This is a genomic window from Streptomyces sp. NPDC037242, assembly GCF_055604165.1.
Window position 1 is genome coordinate 1 of the sequence record NZ_JBVJUY010000035.1, and the last position, 24,845, is coordinate 24,845.

Annotated in this window: 22 protein-coding genes and 1 pseudogene; 11 read left to right on the forward strand and 12 right to left on the reverse strand. The window is 71.9% G+C overall.

From position 1 onward, the window contains the following. Positions 1-338: 338 nt before the first annotated feature. Both ACZ7GJ_RS31425 and ACZ7GJ_RS31430 read left to right on the forward strand, forming a co-directional pair. On the forward strand, positions 339-635 hold the full coding sequence (locus ACZ7GJ_RS31425; protein WP_470756360.1) for a hypothetical protein: 297 nt from the start codon (positions 339-341) through the stop codon (positions 633-635). Between the two features lie 214 nt (positions 636-849). Then, on the forward strand, positions 850-1,581 hold the full coding sequence (locus ACZ7GJ_RS31430) for a hypothetical protein (RefSeq protein ID WP_470756362.1): 732 nt from the start codon (positions 850-852) through the stop codon (positions 1,579-1,581). 91 nt (positions 1,582-1,672) lie between these two features. Here the strand turns inward: ACZ7GJ_RS31430 and ACZ7GJ_RS31435 are convergent, their stop codons facing one another. Together ACZ7GJ_RS31435 and ACZ7GJ_RS31440 are read right to left on the reverse strand one after the other, a co-directional pair. Continuing rightward, a complete protein-coding gene (locus tag ACZ7GJ_RS31435) occupies positions 1,673-3,046 on the reverse strand; it encodes an FAD-dependent oxidoreductase (protein WP_470756364.1) in 1,374 nt (457 codons plus the stop codon). Positions 3,047-3,127: 81 nt separating this feature from the next. Beyond that, positions 3,128-4,414 carry a chloride channel protein gene (locus ACZ7GJ_RS31440; protein ID WP_470756366.1) on the reverse strand — a complete coding sequence of 429 codons (1,287 nt, stop codon included), beginning with the start codon at positions 4,412-4,414 and terminating at the stop codon, positions 3,128-3,130. 316 nt (positions 4,415-4,730) lie between these two features. Between ACZ7GJ_RS31440 and ACZ7GJ_RS31445 the strand changes: the two genes are divergently transcribed. Beyond that, positions 4,731-5,723: a glycoside hydrolase family 26 protein gene (locus ACZ7GJ_RS31445; protein ID WP_470756367.1), complete on the forward strand. Its 993-nt coding sequence runs from the start codon at positions 4,731-4,733 to the stop codon at positions 5,721-5,723. A 3-nt stretch (positions 5,724-5,726) separates the two neighbouring features. Here ACZ7GJ_RS31445 and ACZ7GJ_RS31450 read toward each other — a convergent pair whose 3' ends face one another. The 4 genes from ACZ7GJ_RS31450 to ACZ7GJ_RS31465 form a co-directional block, all read right to left on the reverse strand. After that, entirely contained in the window at positions 5,727-6,947 is a 1,221-nt protein-coding gene (locus ACZ7GJ_RS31450; RefSeq protein WP_470756369.1) for a cytochrome P450, read from the reverse strand. A gap of 133 nt (positions 6,948-7,080) precedes the next feature. After that, complete coding sequence (locus tag ACZ7GJ_RS31455) at positions 7,081-9,513, reverse strand: tetratricopeptide repeat protein (RefSeq protein WP_470756371.1); 2,433 nt, start codon at positions 9,511-9,513, stop codon at positions 7,081-7,083. Between the two features lie 96 nt (positions 9,514-9,609). Further along, entirely contained in the window at positions 9,610-9,867 is a 258-nt protein-coding gene (locus ACZ7GJ_RS31460; protein WP_470756372.1) for a hypothetical protein, read from the reverse strand. Then, the gene (locus tag ACZ7GJ_RS31465; protein WP_470756374.1) at positions 9,864-10,463 is read right to left on the reverse strand and encodes an RNA polymerase sigma factor; all 600 of its coding nucleotides are present in this window, start codon (positions 10,461-10,463) and stop codon (positions 9,864-9,866) included. The genes ACZ7GJ_RS31460 and ACZ7GJ_RS31465 overlap by 4 nt, the downstream gene beginning before the upstream one ends. A 467-nt stretch (positions 10,464-10,930) precedes the next feature. Here ACZ7GJ_RS31465 and ACZ7GJ_RS31470 point away from each other — a divergent pair, with 467 nt between their 5' ends. Together ACZ7GJ_RS31470 and ACZ7GJ_RS31475 are read left to right on the forward strand one after the other, a co-directional pair. Continuing rightward, a complete protein-coding gene (locus ACZ7GJ_RS31470) occupies positions 10,931-11,146 on the forward strand; it encodes a hypothetical protein (RefSeq protein WP_470756376.1) in 216 nt (71 codons plus the stop codon). A gap of 156 nt (positions 11,147-11,302) precedes the next feature. Then, a complete protein-coding gene (locus ACZ7GJ_RS31475; protein ID WP_470756377.1) occupies positions 11,303-11,545 on the forward strand; it encodes a hypothetical protein in 243 nt (80 codons plus the stop codon). Positions 11,546-11,864: 319 nt separating this feature from the next. On the opposite strand, the gene ACZ7GJ_RS31480 is transcribed toward ACZ7GJ_RS31475, so the two are convergent. The 3 genes from ACZ7GJ_RS31480 to ACZ7GJ_RS31490 form a co-directional block, all read right to left on the reverse strand. Next, a complete protein-coding gene (locus ACZ7GJ_RS31480; protein WP_470756379.1) occupies positions 11,865-12,380 on the reverse strand; it encodes a hypothetical protein in 516 nt (171 codons plus the stop codon). A 135-nt stretch (positions 12,381-12,515) separates the two neighbouring features. Further along, entirely contained in the window at positions 12,516-14,711 is a 2,196-nt protein-coding gene (katG, locus tag ACZ7GJ_RS31485; RefSeq protein WP_470756381.1) for a catalase/peroxidase HPI, read from the reverse strand. Positions 14,712-14,986: 275 nt separating this feature from the next. Continuing rightward, positions 14,987-15,994 carry an anti-sigma factor RsbA family regulatory protein gene (locus ACZ7GJ_RS31490; RefSeq protein ID WP_470756383.1) on the reverse strand — a complete coding sequence of 336 codons (1,008 nt, stop codon included), beginning with the start codon at positions 15,992-15,994 and terminating at the stop codon, positions 14,987-14,989. A gap of 225 nt (positions 15,995-16,219) precedes the next feature. Here ACZ7GJ_RS31490 and ACZ7GJ_RS31495 point away from each other — a divergent pair, with 225 nt between their 5' ends. Then, positions 16,220-16,729 carry an ATP-binding protein gene (locus ACZ7GJ_RS31495; RefSeq protein ID WP_470756385.1) on the forward strand — a complete coding sequence of 170 codons (510 nt, stop codon included), beginning with the start codon at positions 16,220-16,222 and terminating at the stop codon, positions 16,727-16,729. A gap of 44 nt (positions 16,730-16,773) precedes the next feature. Here the strand turns inward: ACZ7GJ_RS31495 and ACZ7GJ_RS31500 are convergent. Next, positions 16,774-17,628: pseudogene (locus tag ACZ7GJ_RS31500) on the reverse strand (SigB/SigF/SigG family RNA polymerase sigma factor); the annotation flags it as partial. Between the two features lie 134 nt (positions 17,629-17,762). Here ACZ7GJ_RS31500 and ACZ7GJ_RS31505 point away from each other — a divergent pair. Continuing rightward, positions 17,763-20,660, forward strand: a complete 2,898-nt coding sequence (locus ACZ7GJ_RS31505; RefSeq protein ID WP_470756387.1) for a HAMP domain-containing protein — start codon at positions 17,763-17,765, stop codon at positions 20,658-20,660. Positions 20,661-20,708: 48 nt separating this feature from the next. Here the strand turns inward: ACZ7GJ_RS31505 and ACZ7GJ_RS31510 are convergent, their stop codons facing one another. Both ACZ7GJ_RS31510 and ACZ7GJ_RS31515 read right to left on the reverse strand, forming a co-directional pair. Next, on the reverse strand, positions 20,709-22,979 hold the full coding sequence (locus ACZ7GJ_RS31510) for a SpoIIE family protein phosphatase (RefSeq protein WP_470756389.1): 2,271 nt from the start codon (positions 22,977-22,979) through the stop codon (positions 20,709-20,711). A 144-nt stretch (positions 22,980-23,123) separates the two neighbouring features. Then, the gene (locus ACZ7GJ_RS31515) at positions 23,124-23,297 is read right to left on the reverse strand and encodes a CsbD family protein (protein ID WP_470756391.1); all 174 of its coding nucleotides are present in this window, start codon (positions 23,295-23,297) and stop codon (positions 23,124-23,126) included. A 224-nt stretch (positions 23,298-23,521) separates the two neighbouring features. Between ACZ7GJ_RS31515 and ACZ7GJ_RS31520 the strand changes: the two genes are divergently transcribed. The 4 genes from ACZ7GJ_RS31520 to ACZ7GJ_RS31535 all read left to right on the forward strand — a co-directional run bounded on the left by ACZ7GJ_RS31520 (position 23,522) and on the right by ACZ7GJ_RS31535 (position 24,797). Then, a complete protein-coding gene (locus ACZ7GJ_RS31520) occupies positions 23,522-23,890 on the forward strand; it encodes an STAS domain-containing protein (RefSeq protein WP_470756393.1) in 369 nt (122 codons plus the stop codon). Positions 23,891-23,984: 94 nt separating this feature from the next. Next, entirely contained in the window at positions 23,985-24,314 is a 330-nt protein-coding gene (locus ACZ7GJ_RS31525) for a plasmid stabilization protein (RefSeq protein ID WP_470756395.1), read from the forward strand. A 129-nt stretch (positions 24,315-24,443) separates the two neighbouring features. Then, positions 24,444-24,599 (forward strand): DUF6131 family protein, encoded by a 156-nt coding sequence (locus tag ACZ7GJ_RS31530; RefSeq protein ID WP_470756397.1) that lies wholly within the window; start codon positions 24,444-24,446, stop codon positions 24,597-24,599. 42 nt (positions 24,600-24,641) lie between these two features. Beyond that, positions 24,642-24,797: a DUF6131 family protein gene (locus ACZ7GJ_RS31535; protein WP_470756398.1), complete on the forward strand. Its 156-nt coding sequence runs from the start codon at positions 24,642-24,644 to the stop codon at positions 24,795-24,797. The last annotated feature ends 48 nt before the right edge of the window (positions 24,798-24,845 follow it).

Below are 24,845 nucleotides of genomic sequence, written 5' to 3' on the forward strand. Positions count from 1 at the left end.
CCCCCCCCCCCCCCCCCCCCCCCCCCCCCCCCCCCCCCCCCCCCCCCCCCCCCCCCCCCCCCCCCCCCCCCCCCCCCCCCCCCCCCCCCCCGCGGACGTTACCGAAGCCCGGAACCGCACAGAGGACCCAGACGCCCATGCTGAACCCACTCGACGCTCCGGACGCAGTGTCGGCCGCAGCCGAACCACTGGAGGAACTCCTCGACGACTGCAACCACGTGTCGTCCGTAGAGCTCTTCCCTGTAGTGCCAGTGGCTGGGACCACAGCTGGGCATGGCTGGTTGGAGGGTCTCGCTCAAGCCGTGTGCGACGCGGGGGCCAGTGGGCACCAGGTGGGAATGCCGGTCGAGTTCGAGTCACCACAGGCCTGGCGGGACATATTCCGGCAAACGGTGACCGAGGGGTTCATGCAGCCCGCCGTCAGGTTCTCGGACCCCGGCGTGCGCACGCCCGCCGAGATCCGGCGGGCAGGCGAACTCGCCGACGGCCTCGCCGACCTCATCGAAGCCCATCTGGGGCCCGTCCGAAGCACCGCCGACGTCAGCGCCCCGCGCGCTGGCGACATAGGGTGGCGCAGCTTGCTGCTGGTCACCAGCGACTGGGCCACCATCCTTCATCTCGGGATTTCCGACTGACCGAGCACGCCCCCCGTCATGACATCCCGGCGTGGGTACGACGGGCGGTCGCAGCTCCGCGTCCCCGCCTGATTGGATGCCGGTGGCGGAGATCGGTGCCGAGGCCCGACCGGCTGTGTCGCCGGGGAGCACAATCCGGCCGTCGGGCGTTGGACCGTCGAAGGGAGCTATCTCGTTGGACACACGGCACTACCCGAGCGATGAGGAGGATGTGATGGGCGCGGCCGATGAGGGACGGCAGTGGCTGGACGAGGCCAGTGTCGACAACGCGAGGACGACGCTGCTGCAACTCCTCGCGCGGACGGGCGTACCCTCCGATGACGCGCGGCAACTGATCGGGCTGCTGGAAGCGGGTGCGCTGGCCCTCGCGCACCAGGAGCTGAGCGGCGGCGGCCGGAGCGCGCCGGGGGACAAGGGCGAGGCGTACGAGGCGGGCTGGCTCGACGGCGCCGGCGACCTCCTGGAGGAGCTCGGCACCGTCGCCGAGCGGACCCTGCTACGGGTCGTCGGAGCCGACGGGCAGCAGGGACCGGCGGGGGAGCACCCGCGGGCCGGGCGGGTGGAGGTGGAGCGGGCGCGCGTGGCGCTGACGCCTCTGTACCTGTCGTTCACCGCGGACTCGGACCTGGACCCGGAGGTCACCGAAGAGGTGCTCGGCGCCGTCCTCGGCACGATGAGCCCCCGGCAGCGGGCCGGGTACGCCGGGCGGCTGATGCAGTTCGCCGCGGCCCACCGGGCCCGGCTGGAGCGCCTGTTCGCGGCGTACGGACCGGGCAGTGCCATCACGGTGCACGGCCGCTACTCGCTCCTCCACTCCGCCACGAGCATCGCCGTGCTGGAGCGGCTCATCGCCGTGCCGCAGGAGCTCCGCGAGGAATGGGACGCCGCGGAGCTGCCGCCGGCGTGGCTGGACGGCATGACGACCGCCTGGGACGCCGCGGCCTGACCACGTCCTTCGGAGCGTCACCGCCGACCGACGCGAGAGACCCCCGCACCGGCCGTACGGGGGTCTCTCGCGTCGGTCGGCTGGCAAACGGTCAGCCCGGGACGACTGCGTCCCACTGGTCGCGGGTCGGGCCGTCGTACCGCGGCGAGAACTCGGGGTTGGCCGCCAGCCAGGCGGTGACGTGCCGTTCCACCTCGTCGGTGCCGTAGGCGTCGCGTGCCGGTCGCACGAGATGGCGTACCTGGGCCCGGGCCCTCATCACGACGGGATCGTCGAAGGCGCAGGCACCCACGGCGGCGGCCCGCCGGTCCGATGGTGCCGCGCTCTCGGCGAGGCGCTGCCCGGTGGTGCGGTCGGCCGTCACCTGCGCGTCGAACCACGGGCGCAGGCTCTGCGTCGTCCAGGTGTGGTAGCTGGTGGGGTCCGCCGCGATCCGGTCCACATGGGTGGCGAGGTACTGGGCGGCGCGCAGGCCGAGGGACACGCCGTGGCCCGAAGTGGGGTTGGTGTGGATGAGGCTGTCCCCGGCGTTGACCAGGCCGGTGACGACGGGTCCCGCATCGTCCACGAGGGAGGTCCAGCGGTTGTCCAGGCCGCCCATCGCCAGTACGGCGGACTGCGGTTCGGGGTCCAGGTCGAGCCAGGCCGCAGTGGCGGGGAAGCGGCGGGCGGCAGCCTCGAACACGTCGGGGTCGGTGAGCGCGCCGCGGGTCGGATCGGCCGTGGCGAGCACCACGTGGATGGCGAAGGTGTCGTTGTCGGAAGGGAAGACGCCCGCAATCGCGAACGGTGCCGCCGAGCCGGTCTTCACCCGCCCGGGGTCGCGCGGGCCGTCGGCGCGCAGGCGGTACCAGCGGCACAGGTAGGCGATCTCGGTGCGGTGGCTGTCGACCACGGGCGGGTGGCAGCCGGCCGCGACGAGCCAGGCGGGAACCGGCGAGCGACGTCCGGACGCATCGATGACGAGGTCCGCCCGGTGCACCTCCTCGCCCACTCGTACGCCGGTGACCCGCGGCGGGGCGCCCTCCCGGAAGGTGAGGCCAGTCACCCGGCGGCCCTGCCGCACCTCAACGGCGGGTTCCCGCCGCACGGCCGCGGTCAGGGCGGCCTCCAGCACGATGCGGCGGGTGCGCAGGGTCACCAGGTCCTCGTCGCCGGCCCGATGCGGGGGATGCTCGCCGAACCAGTCGAACTCGTGGTACTCACGGGCTCCGCGTGCCAGCAAGTCGGCGTAGACATCAGGTATTTCGGCGCGCAGTACGGTGCGTACCGGCGCGAGGAGCGAGTGGGGCTGGACGGCGTGCGGGCTCCGGGGCCTGCGCCAGTGGAAGAAGTCCCGGTGCAGGTCCTCTCCGGCCTGCCGGGCGTCCTGCTCGAACAACGTGACCCTGTGGCCCCGCCGTCCCAGCATGAGCGCCGTCCCCAGCCCGCTGATACCCGCACCGACCACTGCAACCCGCGCCATTCGGCATCCCCTCGCGTCGTGTTGCGGGCCGAGCCTACTGCTTGACGATCTTCGCGCCGGAACCGGGGCGCCGTCCCTCCTTCAGGGGCGTTCGAGCATCCGGCGCCGCAGGCTGTCGTAGATCGGTTCGCTCTCCAGCCAGTCCGCGGTCACGGTCGCGGCGAAACAGGCGATCAGCAGCGGGACCAGCAGCACGGACGTGCCGGTCATCTCCACGACCAGGACGGCGCCCGTGAGCGGCGCCCGCACGACCCCCGCGAACAGGGCCGCCATCCCCACCGCGGCGAACGCGGCGGGACCCGCCGCGTGGTCCGACAGGAGAGGGGAGGCGAGCGCGTGGGCGAGGGTTCCCCACAGGGCCCCCAGCGCCAGCAGCGGGGCGAACAACCCGCCGGGCGTCGCGGCCGCGTAGCTGAGCGGGCCCGCCACGAACCGGACGGCGAGGTAGGCCACCAGAGCCCCCACCGTCATGCTGCCGCCCGCCAGCAGGCGCAGGCTCAGCGGGTCGCCGCCGCCGGCCAGGAGCGGATCGATGGCCATGAGCGCTCCGACCACGGCACCGATGGCTGCCGCCCGGACGGTGAGCGGCACCCGGGTCAGCCCGTCGCACACCTCCAGGGTCCGTACGACCAGGGCGCTGTACGCGGCGCCCAGCGCCCCGGCGGCCACGCCGAACAGCAGGAAGACCGGCAGCATCCACACGGGCGGGTCGGGGACGTCCGGCATCGGGAGTACGGGCTCGCCCCCCACGACGAACAGGGAGCAGACCACCGCGGCGACGGTGCCGACGAGCGTCAACAGCACCAGGCGGGGCCTGATCGTGCGGGTCACCTCCTCGCAGACGAACAGCAGCCCGCCCAGCGGAGCGATGAACGCCGCCGCCAGTCCCGCCCCGCCGAGCGCGGTGTGGACCAGGCGTGCGTCCTCGGCGTCCAGCCGGCCGCGATGACCGGCCACGGACCCGATCGCGGCGCCCATGTGGACGAGCGGACCCTCCCGCCCCAGGACCAGGCCCGAGCCGATGGCGATGACCCCGCCGACGAACTTCGCCGGTACCAGCCACAGCGAATGCTGATCGGACTCCTGCCGCCACACGGCTTCCACGTGCTGGATCCCGCTGCCCGCCGCGTGCGGGACCCGTTGGGCGATCGCACACGCCACCGCCGCGCCCACCGCGCAGAGTGCGACCGGGACCAGCCACCCCACGACGCCCAGACCTGCGGCAGTCCCCACCAGCGAGGCGCGCAGCTTGTCGGCGTGCTCCAGGCACCACCGGAAGGCGCCGCCGACCAGCCCGACCAGACAGCCGGCCGCCGCAGCGACGACGAATGCGCGGCCGGTCCTGAGGAAAGGCCGAGCACCGGGCATGGACCGCCTCCACCGAGCCGCACGGGGACGCCCACCGAGCCGCACGGGGACGTCCGCCGAGCCTGCACCCATCAGCCGGCCATCCCCGCACACCTCGCCGTAGTCACCTCCCGACCCACCCCGACCGGGTGAACCCGACGCCCGGTGCGCGCGGCGCCCGGCACGCGCGCCACCTGCACCTGGTCGGGCCAGACGCAGGCCGTCGGCTGCCGCGAATGGCCCAGGATCGGGACACAGGGGAGGCAGCCGTGAGGATGAGATGGCTAACGTCGATGCCGGACACATCACATCGGATCGCGAAGGTTATGGAGACGTCATGTCCCATCGAGGCCGCCGCCTGGCCGGCGCCTGCATAGCTACGGTCGCCGCCGCCTGTCTGCTCGCCACCGGCGGCGCCGTCGCCACGCCGCCCGAAGAGGCTTCCGGCGGCAAAACCGGGCCCAAGGTCGCCGTGGGCGCCTACCTCCACTACGGCTCGCCCGGCGTCGAGAGGATGCGGGACCTCTCGCGCTGGCTCGGCGGTACCGAACTGCGCGCCGGGCACACCTACCTGCCCGGCGACACCTGGGCGAACATCGAGGGTGAGCCCGACTCCTTGCGCAGCTGGGCACGGTGGCGCAAGGCGGGAGCCGATCGGCTGTTCGTCCTGAACGTGCCCATGCAGGAGGAGAACGAGGCCGGCGTCCCCGACGAACGGGTCGCCGAGCTGATCCGCGCCGGCGCGGAGGGGGAGTTCGACCACCACTTCCACCGGCTGGCCCAGCGCCTGGTCGCCCTCGGGGTGCCGGACACGGTGATCGTGCTCGGCTGGGAGATGAACGGCTTCAACTACACCCACCGGTGCAGCCCCGACCCCGAGAGCTGGAAGCAGTACTGGCGCAACATCGTGTCGGCCATGCGCGCCGTGGAGGGGCAGCGGTTCCGCTTCGACTTCGCCCCCAACCGCGGCAGTGACGCGGTCCCCTGGACCAGGTGCTACCCCGGCGACGACGTGGTCGACATCATCGGCATGGACTCCTACGACCAGCCGCCCGGCAACACCTTCGACGAGCAGATCAACCAGCCCTACGGACTCCAGCATCAGGTCGACTTCGCGAGGGCGCACGGCAAGCGGATCTCGTACCCCGAGTGGGGGCTCTTCCGGAACGGCGACAACCCGGAGTACATGCGGCGCATGCTGGCCTGGATCGCCAAGCAGAAGCCGATGTACCACAGCATCACGGACTACTGCCCGCACGGCGTGTGGCAGTGCAGCAAGAACCCCCGCTCCACCCGCGTGTTCAAAGAGTTCCTGTCCAGCAAACGGTGAGGTTCACCAGATCGCGTGCAGGGCCCGGGGCGAGCGATGGATCAAGGTGGGCCGCATGGTCGGCGAAGGGGCGCCGGGATCCAGCCGCAGACCCGGCAGGCGGGAGGTCAACAGCTCCAGGGTCAGGCGCAGTTGTTCGCGGCCCAACTGGGAGCCGGGGCAGCCGTGCGGTCCGTGGCCGAAAGCCAGGTGGTGGCCGGCGGGGCGGCTGATGTCGAACCGGTCGGCCCGCTCGTGGCGGTCCTCGTCGCGGTTCGCCGAACCGTAGGCGACCAGCACATGGGCACCGGCCGGCAGCTTCGTCCCGGCGAGCGACACCGGCCGGGTGGCGGTGCGGCGGAAGGCCTGCACGGCCGTGTCGTAGCGTGCCGCCTCCTCCACGGCCGCCGGGATCAGCGCCGGATCGGCGCACAGCATCTCCCACTGCGACCGGTCGCGCAGCAGGTGCAGCAGGGTGCTGCCGATCATCGCGCTGGTGGTGAGGAATCCGGCGATCAGGAGGTTCTGGAGGCTCGCCACCAGCTCGTGACGCTGCTCCAGGGTGAGTTCACCGGTGCCGGGAGCCAGAGCCGCCACCATCGTCGAGCACAGATCGTCCCGGGGAGCGGTACGCCGGTCGCGCAGGTACCCGTCCAGCAGGTGCTGGAGCGCGACCACGTCCGCAGCGGCGGCCGCCTGCTCCTGCGGAGGCATCGGCCGGAACAGCAGCTCTTCGGCCCGGTACCCGCCGTGCACCGCGGCGGGCACGTCCGCCGGGTCCAGTCCGATCAGCCGGCCGATCACCAGCCCGGGCAGCCGGCGGGCGTACGCTTCCACGAGCTCCGCCGACCCGTCCGCGGCGATGCCGTCCACCAACTCCCGTGCACACTCCCGGGCGTACGGCAGCAGGGCCGCCACGCGCGCGGAGGACAGCCCGCGGTTGAGTACCGCCCGGTGCCGCCTGTGCTCCGCGCCGTCCGTGCTGACGACGGTGGGACGCGGTCCGAACCCCTGCGGCAGGATGCCCAGTGCCGCTTGCGACAACTGGACGTCCGGGAGCAGGGAGTTGACCGAGGAGAAGTCCTCGGGGCGCAGCAGCACCTCGCGTACGTCCTTGTCCCGCGCGACCAGCCACGCGTCGAACTCGGGTACGTAGGTCAGCCCCTCGGCCCTGCGGGCGCGGGCGTACAGCGGGTACGGGTCGAGGTACAGCTCGTCGCGCCCTGCCTGGTCGTGGGTCGGCACACGGGCCTCCGGGTCGCGGTCGGTTACGGGACGCGGGAAGGCCCGCGCGGGTGCACTCCGGTGCCGGGCCATGATGCAGGAGCCCGGCCGCGCAAGGAAGTACGCCTCCGCGCCCCGCCTCGGGCCCGCCGCCTCAGGCCCGCCCGGCGCCGGCCGCGGGCGCGATCGCGTGCAGGGCGGTGCGCGTGGCACGGGTCTGCGGGTGGTCCGCGCCCAGGGTCCGCGTGCGGCGGTCGAGGACCTGCGCGAGCTCCGCGGCCGCCTGCGCGGTGCGGCCCGACGCGGCGAGGATCTCGGCATGGGTGTGGCGGGTGGCCAGGGTGTAGGAGTGGTCGTCGCCGAGCACCTCGCGTTGCGCGGCGAGGACCAGGGCGGTCTCCGGTTCGGCCTCCTCGCCGCGGCCCTGGGCGAAGACGGCCCGGGCGAGCTCGTGGCGGGTGGCGAGTGTGTAGTAGTGGCTTTCGCCGAAGGCCTTCCGCTGGTCCGACAGGACGGCACGCAGCTCGTGTTCGGCGTCCTCGCAGCGGCCCCGGGCCAGGAAGGCCAGGGCGAGGTTGTGCCGAGCGGTGGTCACCAGGGGGTGGTCCGGGCCGAGCCGGCGCCGCCGGTCGCGGAGCAGTGCCTCGAACTCCTCCGTCGCCTTCTCCACGTCCCCCTGGGCCAGCAGCACCCTGGCCCGGTGGTGACGCGTGGTCAGGGAGGCGGGGTCGTCGGCGCGTGGGCCCGGCCCGGCGAGCACCGCGTCGAACTCGGCGAGCGACTCGGCGTACGCCCCCTGGGCGAAGAGCACCCGGGCCAGCCGGTGCCGGGTCCTGAGCGTGACGGGATGCCGCTCGCCGAGGAGCTCCACCCGGGCGCGGAGCACGAACTCGAACTCCGCCCGGGCCTCCGAGCGCCGGGCCAGGGAGTTCAGGACCGCGCCGAGGTCGTGCCGGGCGGCCAGGGTGGCGGGGTGCCGCTCTCCCGACGTACGGCGGCGCACCTCCACCACCTCGCGCAGCCCGTCCTCGGCCTCCCGCAGCCGGCCCATCGTCCGCAGCGTCGTCGCGCGGGCATGGGCGGCCGCCTGGACGACCGGGTGCTCGCGGTCCCAGCGGCGCTCCGCGGCGTCGCGCACGAACTCAATGTCGGCGTGGGCCTGTTGGAACAGCCCGCTGTCGCGGTGGTGCACGGCAGCCCCGAGCGCGGCGGTGAGGGCGGGTTCGACCACGGCGTCGGCGGCGTCCGTCTCGACGGCGCACCGTGCCAAGTGGCGGGCGTGCGCCGCGAGCACGTTCCAGTCCGGTCCCCGCTGCGCCTCGTGGGGGTCGGCGGAACGGTCGGCTCCGGCCGCGCGGCTCAGCAGCCGGACGGCGAGCGGGAGCAGGGAGCGGTCGGCGTTGAAGGCGCGGACCAGCGGATGGAGGTACAGCAGGTGGGGGGCGTCGTCCTCGGGCACGGGCAGGTCGAAGAGCCCGAAGTCGGCAGTGGCCCGCAGGTGGCTCCACAGGCCCGGGCCGTCGAGGCCGCTGAAGCGGTCCTCGGCCGCGAGCGTCGGCGGGTGCAGGAGGAGGGCGTACGGCACGGGGGCGTCCGCGAAGACGCAGAGCAGCCCGAGCAGGCCGCGGGCCCGGGGCAGGCCGCGCCGGTCCAGCAGGTCGAGGGAGAGCCCCCAGGTGCTCGCGAGGGACCCGTCAGGGTCGAGCAGTTCGGGCCCGGAGTCCAGGGCCTCCCGGTACGCCGAGAACCCGGTGGGCACGGTGGCCCCGCGGAACGAGTCGGGCACGGCCGTCGCCTCCGCGAGGTACTGTCCCGCGGTGCGCAGGGCCAGCGGCAGCCCGCCCAGCCGCCGCGCCAGCCCGGCGGCTTCCGCCGGTCCTCCCGCGCCGGAGCCGGCGTGGTCCAGCAGCACCCGGGCCGCGTCCCGATCCCCGAGGATGCCGAGGCGGTGCGGGGCGCAGGCAGCCCCCCAGGTGCTCCGGGCGGCGTCGCGGCTGGTGACGATGACGTGCCCGTACGGGGCGAGGTGGGGCCGGACCCATCCCGTACCGGCGGCCAGCCGGCCGTTGCCGTCCAGGACGGAGGGGTCGTCGGCGTTGTCCACCACGAGCAGCCAGGGTGCTTCGAGGTGCGTCAGCCGGTCCCACAGGCCGTCCGCCGGGTCACCGGTGCCGTGGTCCAGGGGAGCGCCCAGGCGGCGCGCGACGGCCAGCAGCCCGGTCTCCAGGGAGGACCGGTGCCGGGCGTCGATCCACCAGCGCCGGAACGGCACCCGGTGCGCCGCTTCGAGTGCGAGCGCGGTCTTCCCGCACCCGCCGGGCCCGCACAGGACGTGGACCGTCCCGTCGGACGGCCCGCGGAGCAGCCGGGTGAGGCGTTCGAGCTCCTCGTGCCGGCCGCGCAGCGGTCGCCCGGGGTCCCGCAGCCCGAACGGCGGCGCGGTGCTCACCACGGGGCCGGGCGGCGGGACCCGGCCGTCAGGGTTCTGGAAGCGGACGGTGACGTCGCCTCCGGCCTGGATCACCGGCATGTGGAAGGTGCCGTCGCGGATGACGTTCTCGCGCTCCGCCGCTGGGTCCGACCCCATGCCGCGCCCCCGTTCCCGCGCCCTTGGCGTGCCCGCCTCGTCGGGGGAAGTAGACACCCTGTGGGCCACCCCGTCGAGGAGTTCCGTCCTTCCGGACTATGCCGCCGGCTGCGCCTTGGTGAGGGTGCAGACGCCGTCCGCACACTCGCGCTCCAGACGGCCGCGGGAGATGGTCTGCGCCAGGCCGACCATCCAGCAGGTGGGGCAGCCGCGGAAGGCGATCAGGGCCAGCGGCGCCGCCAGCAGGGTGACCGGGCCGGCGACGGGCACCAGGGCGACCGAGCCGACGATCACCCCGAACCCGATGGCGCCGCGCGCCAGGTGGCGCGGGACGGACTTGCTGGCGTAGTTCATTGTGGTGAGCCTCCTCCGACTGGCTGGTCGATGAGTGGATCCGGTGTCCGGCCGTTCGCTTCCAGGGAGTGGCGCAGCGCCGCGCGCGCCCGGTGCAGCCGCGATTTCATCGCGGCGCTGCTCAGACCGAGCGCATGGGCGACGGTCCTGCCGGGCAGGCCCTGGACGTCACGCATGATCAGGACCTGCCGCTGATCGCGGGGAAGGGCGCTGACCGCGGCCGCGATCCGTGCCACCTCCAGCCGGTGCAGCACCGCCTCCTCGGCGGACGGTTCCGCGGCCGTCTCCGGTTCGGCCGGGTGCTCGTCGCTCCGCGAGACGAGCACCCGTACCTGCCGGAGGCATTCGTTGCGCACGATCCGGAACATCCACGAGGCGAGCGCGCCGGTGGCCCGCAAGGTGCCGATCTTCCGGTAGAGGATGATCAGCGCCTCCTGAGCCGCATCCTCCGCGTCCTGCGGCGACGAGCACAGCGACAGGGCGAACTTGCGCACGTGCGGCTGCGATTCCATGACGACGGTGGTGAGCGAAGCGACGTCGCCGTCCTGAGCGGCCTTGATCAGCCGCTCGTCCGGCCACGAGAACTGCCGGCTCATGCGCGGCTCTTGTAGCGCCGCACCAGGTGCCAGCTGCACGCGCCCACGAGCAGGGCTCCGATCACTACGAGGCCAGTGACCATCATGGGTGTTCCTCCCGGTTCTGCCGGCGCGTTCGGCCGGTACACAGACAAGAGTCGGGGAGCCCCGAAAAGGATTCACCTCTGGCCGAAGGTCATCTCCCCCGGAAGCGGAAGATACGCCACCACGCCCGACCGCGGCCCTCGCTGCGGGCCGTCTCTGGAGCGATCACCTCCAGCAAGAGGTCGAACGCGGCGTCCAGGTCTCCCCCTCTGGCATGGCGTAGGCCCTGGACGAGCCGGATGCCTCCGAGCGCCATCGACTCGCGCCGACGTTCGCCCAACTCCTTGTGGATGGCCGCAGCGGACTCCAGCGCGTCGCTCCGTCGCGTACAGGCGGACAAGGTCATGCATCCGCCAGAGGCCGTCACTCGCGGGTTCGATCAGATGCGCGCGGCCGAGTGCTTCCAAGCAGCGCCTCGCAGCGCGTCCGTGGACATCGGCCGGCGAGGCGGCGGCTCCTACCGAGACGTGGGGCCCGGGTGCGAGCGGGAGCAGGCGGAAGAGGTGCGCCTGCTCCCGAGGCAGGTGGCGGAACGACAGGTCGAACGCCGCCCGGACACCCAGGTCTTCGCGTTCGAGTTCGTCGAGCCGGGACCGTGAGTCCGCCAGGTCCTCGGCCATCCTGCCCAGGGTGCGCTCAGGCTGATCGGCGAGCAGGGAAGCGACGACCTGCAGAGCCAGGGGAAGGTGCCCGCACGGCTCCGCGATCCTCTCGGCGTCCCCCGGGGAGTCGTCCACCCGGGTATCGGTACGTCCGTGGGCTCGGAGGAGGGCGTTGCGCAACGGATCCAGTGCGGCACCGGGGCTGAGGGTCTTCAGATCGTGCAGGCGGGCGCCCAGATCGGCGAGGGTGTGCCGAGAGGTCACGAGAACAGCTGTCGTCCCGTCGGCCGGGAGCAGTGGTTTGACCTGGTGCGTGGCGGAGGCGTTGTCGATGACGACCAGAACCCGTCGGCCCTGTTCGGCGTACTGGGCAAGGATCGAGGCATAGAGCCGTGAGCGGTCCTGCAGTCCGTCGCGAATGTGCTCGGGCGGTACGCCGAGTGCGTTGAGGAAGCCGTAGAGGGCGCGCTCGGGTGGCACCCGGCGTTCGTCGTCGTATCCGAGGAGGTCGTAGAACAGGACCCCTCCCGGGAACCAGTTGCTGCGGCGAGGGCTTGGCCGGCGAACGCGCGGGAGGGGGCAGGGATGCCGGCGAGGGCGGGAACGATCTGCGGCGGCAGGTGCACGGTGACGTGCCGGCCTTGCACCACGTACCCGATGATCAGGCCCCCGCTGATGTGGTTGTGGACCACGTCCCCAGCCTCCCGGCCCGCGGTCATCGGTCCGTTCCGGCTTCCTCCTCGCCGTCCGCGGTCTGCCGGACGTCCCGCGCTACGAGCCGGGGCGAAGCCGTGGTGGTGAAGGTCTGTCCGTGGAAGTCACGGCCCTGCAGGACAGGGCCGTACAGGGTCCCGCCACTGATCTCATTGCGAATGGTGGTCTGCCCGGGAGGGGTGGGTGGGGATGCTGCTGCTTCGATGAGCGCCCGCAACTCTGCTGCGGCCTCAGCGCGCCGGTCTTCGGGCAGGGCCTCCATGAACACCTCGAACCGGGTCTGCCAGGAGATCGCCTGACGCGTCCTGGCCTCCTCCACGGCGCCTTCGTCGGCATGGGCCAAGGCCTCGGCGGTCCGGTCCAAGCGCTCCAGTTCCGCCTGCTCCCGTGCGCCATTGCTGCGGCCGAAGAACCTGGCCACCTGGTCCCGCACCCCCGGCCAGGCATCCGACATGGCCGCCTCGACCACCGCGGTGCCACCTGCGGCAGCCAGCCCTGCCAATACCTCCGGCAACATCCAGTAACCCCCGTCAGGACGTGTTGTGTTGTCACCGCGACCGTATCGAGGGCATCGCCTGCGACAACGGCACAACTCGGCGACGTCCCGGTCGGCCGAGGGCGGCCGGCCGGGACGTCAGCCGGGGTTCCGGGATCAGGCGAGGGCGAGGTCGAACCTGTCGAGGTTCATCACCTTGTCCCACGCCGCCACGAAATCACGTACGAACGTCTCTCCCGCGTCCTGGGACGCGTAGACCTCCGAGATCGCGCGGAGCTGGGAGTGCGAACCGAAGACGAGGTCGACGGCGGTGGCCGTCCACTTGACCTCGCCCGTGACGCGGTCCCGGCCCTCGAAGACGTTCTCGGCCGAGGTGGACGCCTTCCACTCCGTACCCATGTCGAGCAGGTTGACGAAGAAGTCGCTGGTCAGCGTCTGCGGCCGCTTGGTGAGGGCGCCGTGCGCCGACTGATCGAACCCGGTGTTCAGGGCCCGCATGCCGCCGATGAGAACCGTCATCTCCGGTGCGGTGAGCGTCAACAGGTTGGCGCGGTCCAGCATGAGCATCTCCGGCGACAACTTCTCCCCCGCCGGTAGGTAGTTGCGGAACGCGTCCGCCCGCGGTTCGAGCACGGCGAACGACTCGACGTCGGTCTGCTCCTGCGAGGCGTCCGTACGCCCGGGCGCGAACGGGACCGTGATGTCGTGCCCCGCGTCCTTCGCGGCCTTCTCCACGGCCGCGCACCCACCCAGCACGATCAGGTCCGCGAGCGAAACCTTCTTTCCGCCGGCCTGCGAGCCGTTGAAGTCCTGCTGGATCCCTTCGAGGGCCTGCACCGCCGCGGTCACCTCGGGCAGGGCATTGGACTCCCAGTCCTTCTGCGGCGCGAGCCGGATCCGTGCCCCGTTGGCCCCGCCGCGCATGTCGGTGCCGCGGAAGCTGGCGGCCGCCGCCCAAGCGGTGGTGACCAGCTGGGAGACGGAGAGTCCGGAGGCGAGGATCGTGCCCTTGAGGGCGGCGACGTCCTGGTCCGAGACCAGCTCGTGGTCGACCCGGGGGACGGGGTCCTGCCACAGTTGCGGCGCGGCGACCCACGGGCCGAGGTAGCGCGAGAGGGGGCCCATGTCGCGGTGCAGCAGCTTGTACCAGGCCTTGGCGAAGGCGTCCGCGAGCTCAGCGGGGTTCTCGTGGAAGCGCTTCGCGATCGGAGCGTAGACCGGATCCACCTTCAGCGAGAGGTCGGTCGTCAGCATCATCGGAGCGTGCCGCTTCGACGGGTCGTGGGCATCGGGCACGGTGCCCTTGGCCGAGGGATCCTTGGGGGTCCACTGCTTCGCACCGGCCGGGCTCGTCGTCAGCTCCCAGTCGTACCGGAACAGGTTGTCCAGGTACCCGTTGTCCCACTTGGTCGGCTCAGTGGTCCACGCACCTTCGAGACCACTGGTGAGCGTGTCGACGCCCATGCCGCTGCGGCAGGTGTTCCGCCAGCCGAGGCCCTGCTCCTCCAGGGGGCCGGCCTCGGGCTCCGGACCGATGTACTCGGGATCGACCGCACCGTGACACTTGCCGAACGTGTGGCCGCCGATGATGAGGGCGGCCGTCTCCTCGTCGTTCATCGCCATACGGCCGAACGTCTCGCGGATGTCCCGGGCGGCGGCGACCGGATCCGGATTGCCGTTGGGCCCTTCCGGATTGACGTAGATCAGCCCCATCTGCACGGCGCCGAAAGGACCGGTGAGTTCCCGGTCGCCGACGTAGCGCTCGTCTCCGAGCCAGGTGTCCTCGGGTCCCCAGAAGATTTCCTCGGGTTCCCAGACGTCCTCCCGTCCGAAGCCGAACCCGAACGTCTTGAAGCCCATGGATTCCATGGCGCAATTTCCGGCGAATACCAGGAGATCGGCCCATGAGATCTTCCGACCGTACTTCTGCTTGACCGGCCAGAGCAGACGGCGCGCCTTGTCGAGGCTGGCGTTGTCCGGCCAGCTGTTGAGGGGCGCGAAGCGCTGGGCGCCGGCGCCGCCGCCACCCCGGCCGTCGGCGATGCGGTACGTGCCGGCGGCATGCCAGCTCATGCGGATGAAGAGCGGCCCGTAGTGGCCGTAGTCCGCGGGCCACCAGTCCTGCGACGCCGTCATGACCTCGAAGACGTCCCGCTTCAGCGCGTCGACGTCGAGGGTCTTGAACTCCTCCGCGTAGTCGAAGTCCTCGCCCATCGGATTGGACAGGGGCGAGTGCTGGTGGAGAACCTGAAGGTCGAGTTGGTTCGGCCACCAGTCCCGGTTCGTCCTGGGGCGGGTCGGCGCGGGGGTCGGGGAGGGGATCGCTGGGTTCTCGCTGTCGCTGCCGGACACGTCCGTCCTTCTTCCTGTCTCGATGTTTCCGCCTGCCGGCTGCTCGGCACTTGGCGCTCAGCGCTTTCCGCTCTCGCTTCCCGCTTTCGCCTTTCGGCCTTCCGCCTTCCTCTCTTCCTCTTTTCTGCTTTCCGAGTCGAGCATTGCGACCCGCGCCCGCAGCGCGCCATGGCGTATCGGCGTCCGTATGGTCGCGCACCGCAGACCGCACGGCTACGAGAACACGCGTGGGCGGCTCTCCCGGTATCGGAAATGCGCGAGGAGTGGTGACATTTTCAGATCGCGACCGGCCGCCACCGCGCCGTCGGCCACAAGTCGAAATAGGCCCGGACGGTCGTCCCCGCGGCGCCGGTGTGGATGCGGACCAGCGTGGCGAACTCGTTGACGAGGAGCAGACCGCGGCCTCCGGGCCGTTCGACCGGGGCCGGTACCCGACCGGCGAGCGGATCGCGCAGCAGCCCGACGTCCCGTACGTCGCACACCAGCTGGCCCTCTTCGGCCCAGAGCCGCAGGGTTCCGCGCCCGCCGCCGTGCACCACGCTGTTGGTCGTCAGCTCGGCGACGGTCAGCAGAACCGCCGCACGGTCCTCGTCGGCCGCGCCGAGCCGTGCGGCGGTCCGGTCGGCGAAGAGTCGCGCCTCGTGCAGGAGCCCCTCGTCGAAGTCGAAGGCGGGGGCGCCGTCGGGGTGGGCCAGCGGCTCGTTGCCGAGCGCGAGGGCGCGGGTGGGGGAGAAGACGCCGCTCGCCCGCTCGCGGCTGTTCTCCATGACGGTCGGATGGGTGACCCGCGCGTCGGCGAGCGCCTCGGCGGGCAGGCGGTCCGCGTCGTACGGGCACAGGATGGTCACGTCCCGACCGTGGAAGGCGGCGTTGATCAGGGCCTCGTGCTGGACGCACGCCGGGTACTCCAGCGGGGTACGCCCCGGCCACACGGGCTCGCCGACGATACGGACGTGCCCGGATCCTTGGGCGTCGGCGAAGGCCCGCAGAACCCTGGGGATGATCCGGCCCGGGTTGCGCCCCGCCTGCGTCATGTCGAGGAAGCGCACACCGGGCCCCGCCGGGTCCGGGTCCCAGTCGCCGATCTCCGCCCTGATCAGTTCGAGGTTCCCCGGCGGTACGGCCACGGCGACGGGCTCTCCGGCCTCCGTGCCGTTCCTGATGAACGGCACCACGGCGGCCACGTACTCGCGTTCGCCCCGGTAGAAGAAGGCAGGGTGTCGGAAGGGCTCCTCAGGCGGCATGAAGTCCTTCACGGTTCGGGCGACGCCCCCGCTGGTCATGGCGATCCTTTCCTGGTGTTCATCTGTCTACGAGCTGCGCACCGCCGGTACCGCGATCACCCGTTCCGGTCCTTTCCCGGGCTCTGCCCCGGACGGCCCGATTGGGCCCGCGTACGCCGGGGTAGGCGCGAACGGAGTGAGAATGCGGCTCTTCCCGGTGCACGCTGACGTGGAGGAAGCGCCGGCCGGGCGCAGCACTGGTGAGTCAGGTAGCGGAGGAGCATCATGGGCGATCGCCCGCCACTCGATCAGACCCGCAGCCTGGTGCTGAACGGCACCCAGGACGCTGTCGGTCGGTGCCGGGACTTCGCCCGCCGGACGCTGGCGGAGTGGAGCTGGGCGTCCCGTGACGGTGCCGCCGAGGCAGTCGATGACGTGCTGCTGCTGGTGTCCGAGGTGGTGGCCAACGCCTGCCTGCACGGTGGAGGTCCGAGGTCGCTGCTGATGCACCGTGCAGGTGCGCGGCTGCGGATCGAGGTGACCGACCACAGCCCGGTCGCTCCCACGCGGCGCCCCAGGCCCGATCCGTCCTTGCCGGGAGGTCACGGCATGCTCATCGTGGAGCGGCTGGCCCGGGAGTGGGGTTCGGTCCCGGTGGACGGCGGCAAGTGCGTGTGGCTGGAGGTCTCCTCGCCGCCGGGGTCCGACGACGGCAGTCGGCCGCGCGCCGGGTGGCTCGGCTTCTTGGCCGGTCGTTCCGGCCGCGATCCCGGACGGCCCTCGGGCGGCGGTTGATCGGCGCGAGCGTCTGCGTCGGCCAGGTCGTCGTCGGTCGGCCCGTCGGTCAGAAGGCCGGTCCTCAGCTGCTGCATGATCCGGTTCAGTAGCCGGGAGACGTGCATCTGGGAGAGGCCGAGCCGGTCGCCGATCTCGGACTGGGTGAGTTCCTCGCCGAATCGCAGGGCCAGGATCTGCCGGTCGCGCTCGCTGAGGGAGGCCAGCAAGGGCTTGAGCGTCTCCAGGTACTCGATGCGGTCGTACGCCGCCTCCTCGGCGCCGAGCGAGGACAGCAGCGGCGTCACGTTCGTGTCCTCGTCGAGAGGTGCCTCCAGGGAGCCCGCGGTGTAGCCGTTGCTGGCCAGCAGGCCCTCGGTCAGCTCCGCGTCCGTGATTCCGAGGCTCAGCGCCAGCTCGTGCTCGGTCGGACGGCAGCCCCGCCGCTGTTCGAAGGCGTCGTAGGCCTTGGCGATGTCGAGCCGGAGCTCCTGGAGGCGTCTGGGAACCTTCACCGACCAGCTGGTGTCACGGAAGAAGCGTTTGATCTCGCCGGTGATGGTGGGGATGGCGAAGGTGGCGAATTCGATCCCGCGTTCGACGTCGTACCGGTTGATGGCTTTGATGAGGCCGATCGTGCCGACCTGGATGATGTCGTCCAGCGGTTCCCGGCGTGCGCGGTAGCGGCGTGCCGTGTACTTCACCAGGCTGAGGTTGAGCTCGACCAGGGTGTTGCGCACGTACGAGTACTCCGGCGTGCCCTCTTCCAGGGTCTTCAGGCGCCGGAACAGCGCGGCCGACAGCGGTCGGGCGTCGGCGGTGCTCACGCCGATCGGGTGCTCGGGAACGAGGGCGCGGAGGGAGTCCGGGAGGACCTCGGTATGGAGGGGGTCCGCGGTGTCGCGGGAAATGGGTGACATGTGAAACCTCCGACGGCTGGGGCTGCAGCTGAGAGGCGCAGCGGGGGCCGTCGTCGTCTTCCCGATCGGTATATACCCCTCGCGGGGCGCAATGACCCTTCCCCGTGTCAGAGTGGATCGCAGCGAGGTCCGATATGAACGATTCCGACCGGATTCTGGAAAAGCTGCTGGCCGGGCTCACCGCGGTGCGGGACGGGGATCTGAGCACCCGGCTCCCCGACGACGCGGCCGGCCTCCCGGGTCAGATCGCCGCCGTCTACAACGGCATGGTCGACCAGCTGTCCCTGGTCACGGCCGAGGTCACCCGAGTGGCCCAGGAGGTCGGCGGCCAGGGCCTGCTCGGCGGCCACGCCCGGGTTCCGCGTACCGGCGGCGTCTGGCGCGAGCTGACCACGGGCGTGAACAGCATGGCCGACAACCTGACCTCGCAGGTGCGCAACATCGCCCAGGTCGCCACGGCCGTGGCCAGGGGCGACCTCACCCAGAAGATCAGGGTGGACGCGAGCGGTGAGATCCTGGAGCTCAAGGACACCATCAACACCATGGTCGACCGGCTCTCGGCCTTCGCCGAGGAGGTCAGCCGCGTCGCCTTCGAGGTCGGCACCGAGGGCAACCTGGGCGGGCAGGCGACCGTCCGCGGCGTCTCCGGTACCTGGAAGGACCTCACCGACAACGTCAACTCGATGGCCACCAACCTCACCAACCAGGTGCGCAACATCGCCCAGGTCACCACCGCCGTGGCCAGGGGCGACCTCACCCGCAGGATCGACGTGGACGCCCGCGGCGAGATCCTGGAGCTCAAGACCACCATCAACACGATGGTGGACCAGCTGTCCTCCTTCGCCGCCGAGGTCACCCGCGTGGCGCGCGAGGTCGGCAGCGAGGGCCGGCTCGGCGGCCAGGCCGAGGTCGCCGACGTCTCCGGCACCTGGAAGCGCCTCACCGAGAACGTCAACGAGCTGGCCGGCAACCTCACCCGGCAGGTCCGCGCCATCGCCGAGGTGACGAGCGCCGTCGCCGAAGGAGACCTCACCCGCTCGATCACCGTGGAGGCCCCCGGCGAGGTCGGCGAACTCCGGGACAACATCAACGCCATGGTCGAGTCCCTGCGCGCCACCACCCGGGCCAACGAGGACCAGGAGTGGCTCGGATCCAGCCTCGCCCGCGTCTCGCGGCAGATCCAGGGCATCCGGGAACTCCCCGCCGTCGCCCAGCTGATCATGCGCGAGGTCCCGCCCCTGGTGAACGCCCAGTACGGCAGCTTCTTCCTGGCACAGGACGGCCCGGACGGCCCGGAGCTCGTCGCGATGGCCACCTACGGACTGCCGGACGACCCGGGCACCGGCCCCCGCCGGTTCCGGATCGGCCAGTCCCTCGTCGGCGAGGCCGCCGCCGGCCGCCGCGCCATCACCGTGGAAGACCTCCCGCCCGGCTACGCGACCATCGCATCCGGCACCGGAGCCACCGACGCGACCACCCTGGTCGTCCTCCCGATCGTCGCCGAGGACCAGATCCTGGGCGCCGTAGAACTGGCCGCCCTGCGTCCGCTGCGCCCCCTGCACCGCGACTTCCTCGACCAGTTCACCGAAATGCTCGGCGTCAACGTCCGCTCCCTGATCGCGAACGCCCGCACCGACGAGCTGCTCGACCGGTCCCAGCAGCTCACAGCCGAACTGCGCTCGCGGTCCCAGGAACTGCAGAACGGACAGCAGGAACTACAGCGCTCCAACGCCGAGTTGAAGGACCAGGCGGCGCTGCTCGCCGACCGCAACCGCGACATCGAACGCAAGAACCTGGAGATCGAGCAGGCCCGCCAGGAACTGGAGGCCCGGGCGCAGCAGCTGTCGCGCACCTCCATGTACAAATCGGAGTTCCTGGCCAACATGAGCCACGAACTGCGCACCCCGCTCAACAGCCTGCTGATCCTCGCCCAGCTCCTCGCCCAGAACCCGGAAGGGAACCTGACGGAGAAGCAGGTCGACTACGCGACCGTCATCCACTCCGCCGGATCCGATCTGCTGCAACTGATCAACGACATCCTCGACCTGTCCAAGGTCGAGGCCGGCAAGATGGACGTACACCCCGAACCGGTCCCGCTGGCCCAGGTGCTCGACTACGTCGACGCCACCTTCCGGCCCGTGGCGGACGAGCGGAAGCTGGAGTTCGTGGTGACCGCGGCCCCGAACGTGGCCGAAGAGCTGACCACGGACGAGTCCCGGCTGCGCCAGGTGCTGCGCAACCTGGTGTCCAACGCGCTCAAGTTCACCGAGTCGGGCCGGGTCGCCCTGAGAGTGGAGCGGGTCGGGGCGGGCGACCTGCCGGCCGCCGCGGGCGCCATCGGTGATGCGGTCGCCTTCCACGTCACCGACACCGGCATCGGTATCCGCGCCGATCGCCTGGAGTCGGTGTTCGGCGCCTTCCAGCAGGGCGATGCCGCGACCGCGCGCGCCTACGGAGGAACCGGGCTCGGGCTGTCCATCAGCCGCGAGGTGGCCCGGCTGCTGGGCGGCGCCATCGGCGTGGACAGCGTGGAGGGCCAGGGCAGCCGCTTCACCCTGTACCTGCCCCTGCGCGACGGCCGGGGCGCCCCCGCCAGGGCCGCCCCGGACCGCTCCCGGTCGCGGGGGGACGGGCCGAGGCAGCCGGCCACGGACCTGGCGGGCCGCACCGTACTCGTCGTCGACGACGACGCCCGCAACGTCTTCGCGCTCAGGGCCATGCTGCAATCGGCCGGCATCCGAGTGCTGAGCGCGGACAACGGCGAGGCCGGGATCGCCCTGCTCAGCAGCCGCGATGACGTCGACCTGGTCGTCATGGACCTGATGATGGCGGGCCTCGACGGGTACGCCACCACCCGCGCCATCCGGCGGATGCCCGGCCGCGCCGACCTGCCCGTCATCGTCGTCACCGCCAAGGCCATGGCGGACGACCGGGCCGAAGCGCTCGCCGCCGGGGCAACGGAATACGTGACCAAACCGGTGGACGGCGATCAGCTGATCGAGATCCTCCGGACGTGCCTCACCGACCGTTGAACCCCCGCCCGCGGGCGCCGGGGCCCCGGCAGGGTCCGGCGCGGCAGGTCACGTCACGCGGATCACCACCAAGCTCGTGTCGTCGTCCGTATCCCCGCTGACCAGGGACATCAGCTGGTCCGCCTGTTCGTCGGGCGACCCGGGCCCCAGCTGCTCCGCCACCCGCCGCAGCACCGCCAGGCTCTCGTCCAGCTCCACGCGCCGCCGCTCGACCAGCCCGTCCGTGTAGAGGAGCAGGGTGTCGCCGGGGAGGAGCTCGGTGACCGTCTCCTCGTACGAGGCTCCGGCCAGCGCCCCGAGCAGGATGTTGGGGAACGTCTCCACCAGCCGCGCCCGTCCGTCACGCAGCAGGAGCGGCGGCAGGTGTCCGGCGCTGGTCCAGCGCAGGGTGCGGTCGGCCGGGTCGTACAGCGCGCACAGGACGGTGGCCGTCGGCTGGCCGACCGTGCGCAGAGCCACCTCGTTGAGCCACTCCATCAGCTTGCCCGGGGTCCGACCGGTGAATCCGAAGCCGTGCAGCGCGCCCCGTAGCGTGACCATGCCGGTCGCGGCGGCCATCCCGTGTCCCGCCGTGTCCCCGACCGTGACCAGGACCCGCCCGGTCGGCAGCTGCTGGACGTCGTACCAGTCGCCGCCGACCCGGTGCTCCTCGACCGCGGGCCGGTAGCGGGCCGCGACCTCCAGCCGGGGCGTCGCTTCCAGTGCGGGTGCCTGGGGCACGATCATCTCCTGGAGCTGGAGGACGACCCGGTTGCTCAGGACGGCCTGCGCCTGCGCGGCGTTGAGCTGGTCGAAGCTCGCGCTCAGGGCCACCTCGGTGCGGTGCTGCGCGGAGACGTCCTGGTAGACGCCGGCCAGGGCGCTGAGTGCGCCGCCGGTCAGGACGGGCTCGGCCGCGATCCGGACATGGCGCACGCCTCCGTCCGCGCGGATCACCCGGCACAGTGCGTGGGCGCCCTCGTGGCGCTCGGTCAGGGCGGCCAGCAGCTCCCGCAGCGCCTCGGTATCGGCTGGGTGCAGCCACGGGCCGAGCTCGCGCAGCGGTAGCGCGTCCTCGGAACGGTCCAGGCCGAAGATGGCGTAGGCCTGGTCGCTCCAGTGGGAGCGGCCCGTCAGCAGGTCGTCCTCGAAGGACGCGACCTGCTCCAGTCGGCCGAGCACGCGGGCGAGGACGGGGGTGCCGTCCGCGGCGTCCCACAGCACGGCCGCACGGCCGCGCCCGAGCGACAGCACGCGGACGTGCGCCATGGACCCCGGTGAGGTCCCGTCCTCCGGCAGGCAGGGCGCGTAGTGCGGGCCGGGGCCGCTCGCCGCCTGTGCGAGCAGACGTGCGAGACCGTGATGGGTGTAGGGAAAGACCTGGGGAACCGGCCTGCCGACCGGATCGTGCACACCGGCGACCGCCCTGAGGGCCGCGGGGTTCAGGTGCTCGACCAGTACGGCGCCCTGCGGCTCCGCGTCGACGATCGCGGCGGGCTGCGGCAGGACGTCCAGCAGCGCCGCCATGGTGCCCGGGCCGCCCGCACCGTCCGTGTCCCAGTCCAGCACGATGGCCGCCGGTCCACAGAGTTCGGTGACGTTCCTGCGCAGCGGCTCGTCCAGGGCCGTGGGTTCGCCCCAGACGGCCAGCAGAACCCCGCAGATCCGGCCCTCCCGCCGCAGCGGGAGCATCGCACGGGCCGCGGCCTCGGGGGACCCGGGAAGCCGGGACTCGCCCCGGGGCGTGCCCCCGGGCAGCCAGAGCGGCTCGCCTCCGGTCACCACCCGGTGCAGCGCCCCCGGGCTCTCCGGCGGAACCCACTGCCAGTGCGCCGCCTCCTGGGCGCTCACTCCGCCGTGGCCGACCAACTCCAGGCAGCCGGTCTCGGAACGCCGCCACAGGAGGAGCGACTGGACGCCGAGCTGCCGCAGGCCCCCCTCCAGGAGGGTGCCGACCGCCGCCGAGGCGCTGTCGGCGGCGAGTACCGCCATGTCGTTGCGCCGGGTCCGCCGGACCCGCGAGGTGGCCGGGGGCCGACCGTCGGGAGTGTCGACGACCACCGCCCCGGCGGCGGCATTGACGATGTCCGCGGCCAGGTCCGCCGCCCCGAGCCCGGTGGACACGGCCAGCCGCACCAGATGGTCGGCTGCCTCGTCCGGCGAGGTCCCCATCTGCTCCGTTAGTACGCCCGTGGCCAGGTCGAGGATCCGGCGCCGCGCCCTGTCGGCGTGCAGGGCCGAGATCTCCGCGGCGAGCTCGGTGACGGTCGCGGCCAGAGCGTGCTCGCCCGGCTCCCCGGCCCCCTGCGGGGCGGGCGACTCGGCGGACGGCGACGTCATATCGGCTCCTGTGGCGACACGTCTGGTAGCCGGATCCCCCGTGCCCGAGTCTACGGCTCGCCCCTGTGGCCGAACCGACAGCGCCCCGGGGCCGTCGTGAGGCACGACCGCTCCGGGGCGGGTGGGTAGCGGGACAGCCGCGATTCAGCGCTTGGACTTCTTGAGCTGGTCCGCCGCCTTCTCTCCCATTTCCTGGGCCTTGCCGGTCAGACGTTCGGCGGCCCCTTCGGCTTCCATGCGCTTGTCGTCCATCGCGTCGCCGGCGGTTTCCTTGATCTTGCCCTTGACCTGCTTGGCCTTCGCCTTCGCCTTGCTCATGACGGTTCCGGTCCTCTCGGTCGTGCGGTGCTTCTTCCGACGCGCCGCGACTGCCCGCGACCTCCCGGTGTATGCCTCCCGAGCCGACCGACTTCGAGCAACGGTCCGGGCCACGGGGGCCCGTACGAGTGAACCCGTACGAGTGAACCCGTACGAGTGAAGGCGTGGGCCCTTCCGCCCACCCCGTAGCGCCTGCTCCGCGTCACGGACGCATACTCGGGGCCATGGACGATGGCGGTGACGACTTTTCCTCCGAGGACGCGCGGCTGCCGGTCGACGTGGCAGTGACCGTCTCCTACGAGACGCCCGGCACCTGCGTGATCGCGGCCCGGGGCGAGTTCGACCTGACCACCGTCGCACCGCTCTCCGACGCCCTGGCCGAGGCGGCCCGCTCGCACAGCCGGGTGGTCCTGGACGCCGCCGGGATCCGGTTCGGGGACTCCTCCCTCCTCAACCTGCTGCTCCACGTCCACCGGACCACCGACCTGCGGATCGCCGCCCCCGGGCACCAGCTCCGGAACCTGTTCGCGATCACCGGAGCCGACACCGTCCTCGTCGTGAGGGACTCCGTACAGTCCGCCGCGCAGGACTGATCGCGGGCCCGGCCGCCGCCGGGATCCGGTGCCCGCGAAGGGTTGGGGCGCGCATGCGCGGGTAGCCGCGCGCTGGACCGAAAGGAGCGCAGCCATGCCCCGTGGATCCGGCCCCAAGCGGGAGCGACAGTACGAGCACATCAAGGACAGCGCGCTCGACCGGGGGGAGTCCGAGAAGCGCGCCAAGGAGATCGCCGCCCGGACCGTCAACAAGGAGCGTGCGCGCCACGGCGAGTCGAAGACGGCGAGCCGTCTCTCGCTGGAGGACATGTCGTCCGGCGAACGAGGCGGTCACCGCTCGCACAGCGGAGCCCAGGGTCGCACGTACGACCAGCTGTACCAGGAAGCCAAGCACCGCAACATCGAGGGCCGCTCGAAGATGAACAAGGAACAGCTTCGGCGCGCCCTCGGCGGCGGCAGCTGAGGAGGGCGTCGTGTCCGCCCGCGGAATCGCAGGGACGAGCCGCAGATACGGACGGAATTCCCGGGTACACGCGATACCAGGGCGGATCAAACCGTTCCGCCGCATTCCCGACGCGGGAACGAGGACATCATGATTGTCGCCGGACTCATCCTTCTGCTCATCGGATTCCTGACCGGAATCTCCATCCTGTGGACCATCGGGATCATCCTGCTCGTGGTGGGGGCCGTGCTCTGGATCATGGGCTCGGTCGGGCACGCGGTCGGCGGCCGAAACCACTACTGGTGACCGGTCCATCGCGACCAGAGGCTTTCGAGATCGGAGAACATCATGATTGCCCTCGGAATCGTCCTGCTGATCATCGGCTACATACTCGGGATTTCCATCCTGTGGACCATCGGAATCATCCTGCTCGTCGTCGGCGCCGTGCTGTGGATCCTCGGCTCCGTCGGACACTCGGTCGGAGGGCGCCGCCATTACTGGTAGCCGTACAGCGACCCGGGGCGAGTCGGCGGAACACCACCGCCGACTCGC

Bases quoted from the DNA above. Each gene is read 5' to 3' on its own strand.
- ACZ7GJ_RS31525 (WP_470756395.1), top strand. From the start codon at position 23,985: ATGCCCCGTGGATCCGGCCCCAAGCGGGAGCGACAGTACGAGCACATC.
- ACZ7GJ_RS31455 (WP_470756371.1), bottom strand. From the start codon at position 9,513: ATGGGGTCGGACCCAGCGGCGGAGCGCGAGAACGTCATCCGCGACGGC.
- ACZ7GJ_RS31490 (WP_470756383.1), bottom strand. From the start codon at position 15,994: ATGACCAGCGGGGGCGTCGCCCGAACCGTGAAGGACTTCATGCCGCCT.
- ACZ7GJ_RS31510 (WP_470756389.1), bottom strand. From the start codon at position 22,979: ATGACGTCGCCGTCCGCCGAGTCGCCCGCCCCGCAGGGGGCCGGGGAG.
- ACZ7GJ_RS31515 (WP_470756391.1), bottom strand. From the start codon at position 23,297: ATGAGCAAGGCGAAGGCGAAGGCCAAGCAGGTCAAGGGCAAGATCAAG.
- ACZ7GJ_RS31440 (WP_470756366.1), bottom strand. From the start codon at position 4,414: ATGCCCGGTGCTCGGCCTTTCCTCAGGACCGGCCGCGCATTCGTCGTC.
- ACZ7GJ_RS31445 (WP_470756367.1), top strand. From the start codon at position 4,731: ATGTCCCATCGAGGCCGCCGCCTGGCCGGCGCCTGCATAGCTACGGTC.
- ACZ7GJ_RS31535 (WP_470756398.1), top strand. From the start codon at position 24,642: ATGATTGCCCTCGGAATCGTCCTGCTGATCATCGGCTACATACTCGGG.
- ACZ7GJ_RS31530 (WP_470756397.1), top strand. From the start codon at position 24,444: ATGATTGTCGCCGGACTCATCCTTCTGCTCATCGGATTCCTGACCGGA.
- ACZ7GJ_RS31425 (WP_470756360.1), top strand. From the start codon at position 339: ATGCCGGTCGAGTTCGAGTCACCACAGGCCTGGCGGGACATATTCCGG.
- ACZ7GJ_RS31460 (WP_470756372.1), bottom strand. From the start codon at position 9,867: ATGAACTACGCCAGCAAGTCCGTCCCGCGCCACCTGGCGCGCGGCGCC.
- ACZ7GJ_RS31495 (WP_470756385.1), top strand. From the start codon at position 16,220: ATGGGCGATCGCCCGCCACTCGATCAGACCCGCAGCCTGGTGCTGAAC.
- ACZ7GJ_RS31435 (WP_470756364.1), bottom strand. From the start codon at position 3,046: ATGGCGCGGGTTGCAGTGGTCGGTGCGGGTATCAGCGGGCTGGGGACG.
- ACZ7GJ_RS31470 (WP_470756376.1), top strand. From the start codon at position 10,931: ATGCGCGCGGCCGAGTGCTTCCAAGCAGCGCCTCGCAGCGCGTCCGTG.
- ACZ7GJ_RS31430 (WP_470756362.1), top strand. From the start codon at position 850: ATGGGCGCGGCCGATGAGGGACGGCAGTGGCTGGACGAGGCCAGTGTC.
- ACZ7GJ_RS31520 (WP_470756393.1), top strand. From the start codon at position 23,522: ATGGACGATGGCGGTGACGACTTTTCCTCCGAGGACGCGCGGCTGCCG.
- ACZ7GJ_RS31465 (WP_470756374.1), bottom strand. From the start codon at position 10,463: ATGAGCCGGCAGTTCTCGTGGCCGGACGAGCGGCTGATCAAGGCCGCT.
- ACZ7GJ_RS31480 (WP_470756379.1), bottom strand. From the start codon at position 12,380: ATGTTGCCGGAGGTATTGGCAGGGCTGGCTGCCGCAGGTGGCACCGCG.
- ACZ7GJ_RS31505 (WP_470756387.1), top strand. From the start codon at position 17,763: ATGAACGATTCCGACCGGATTCTGGAAAAGCTGCTGGCCGGGCTCACC.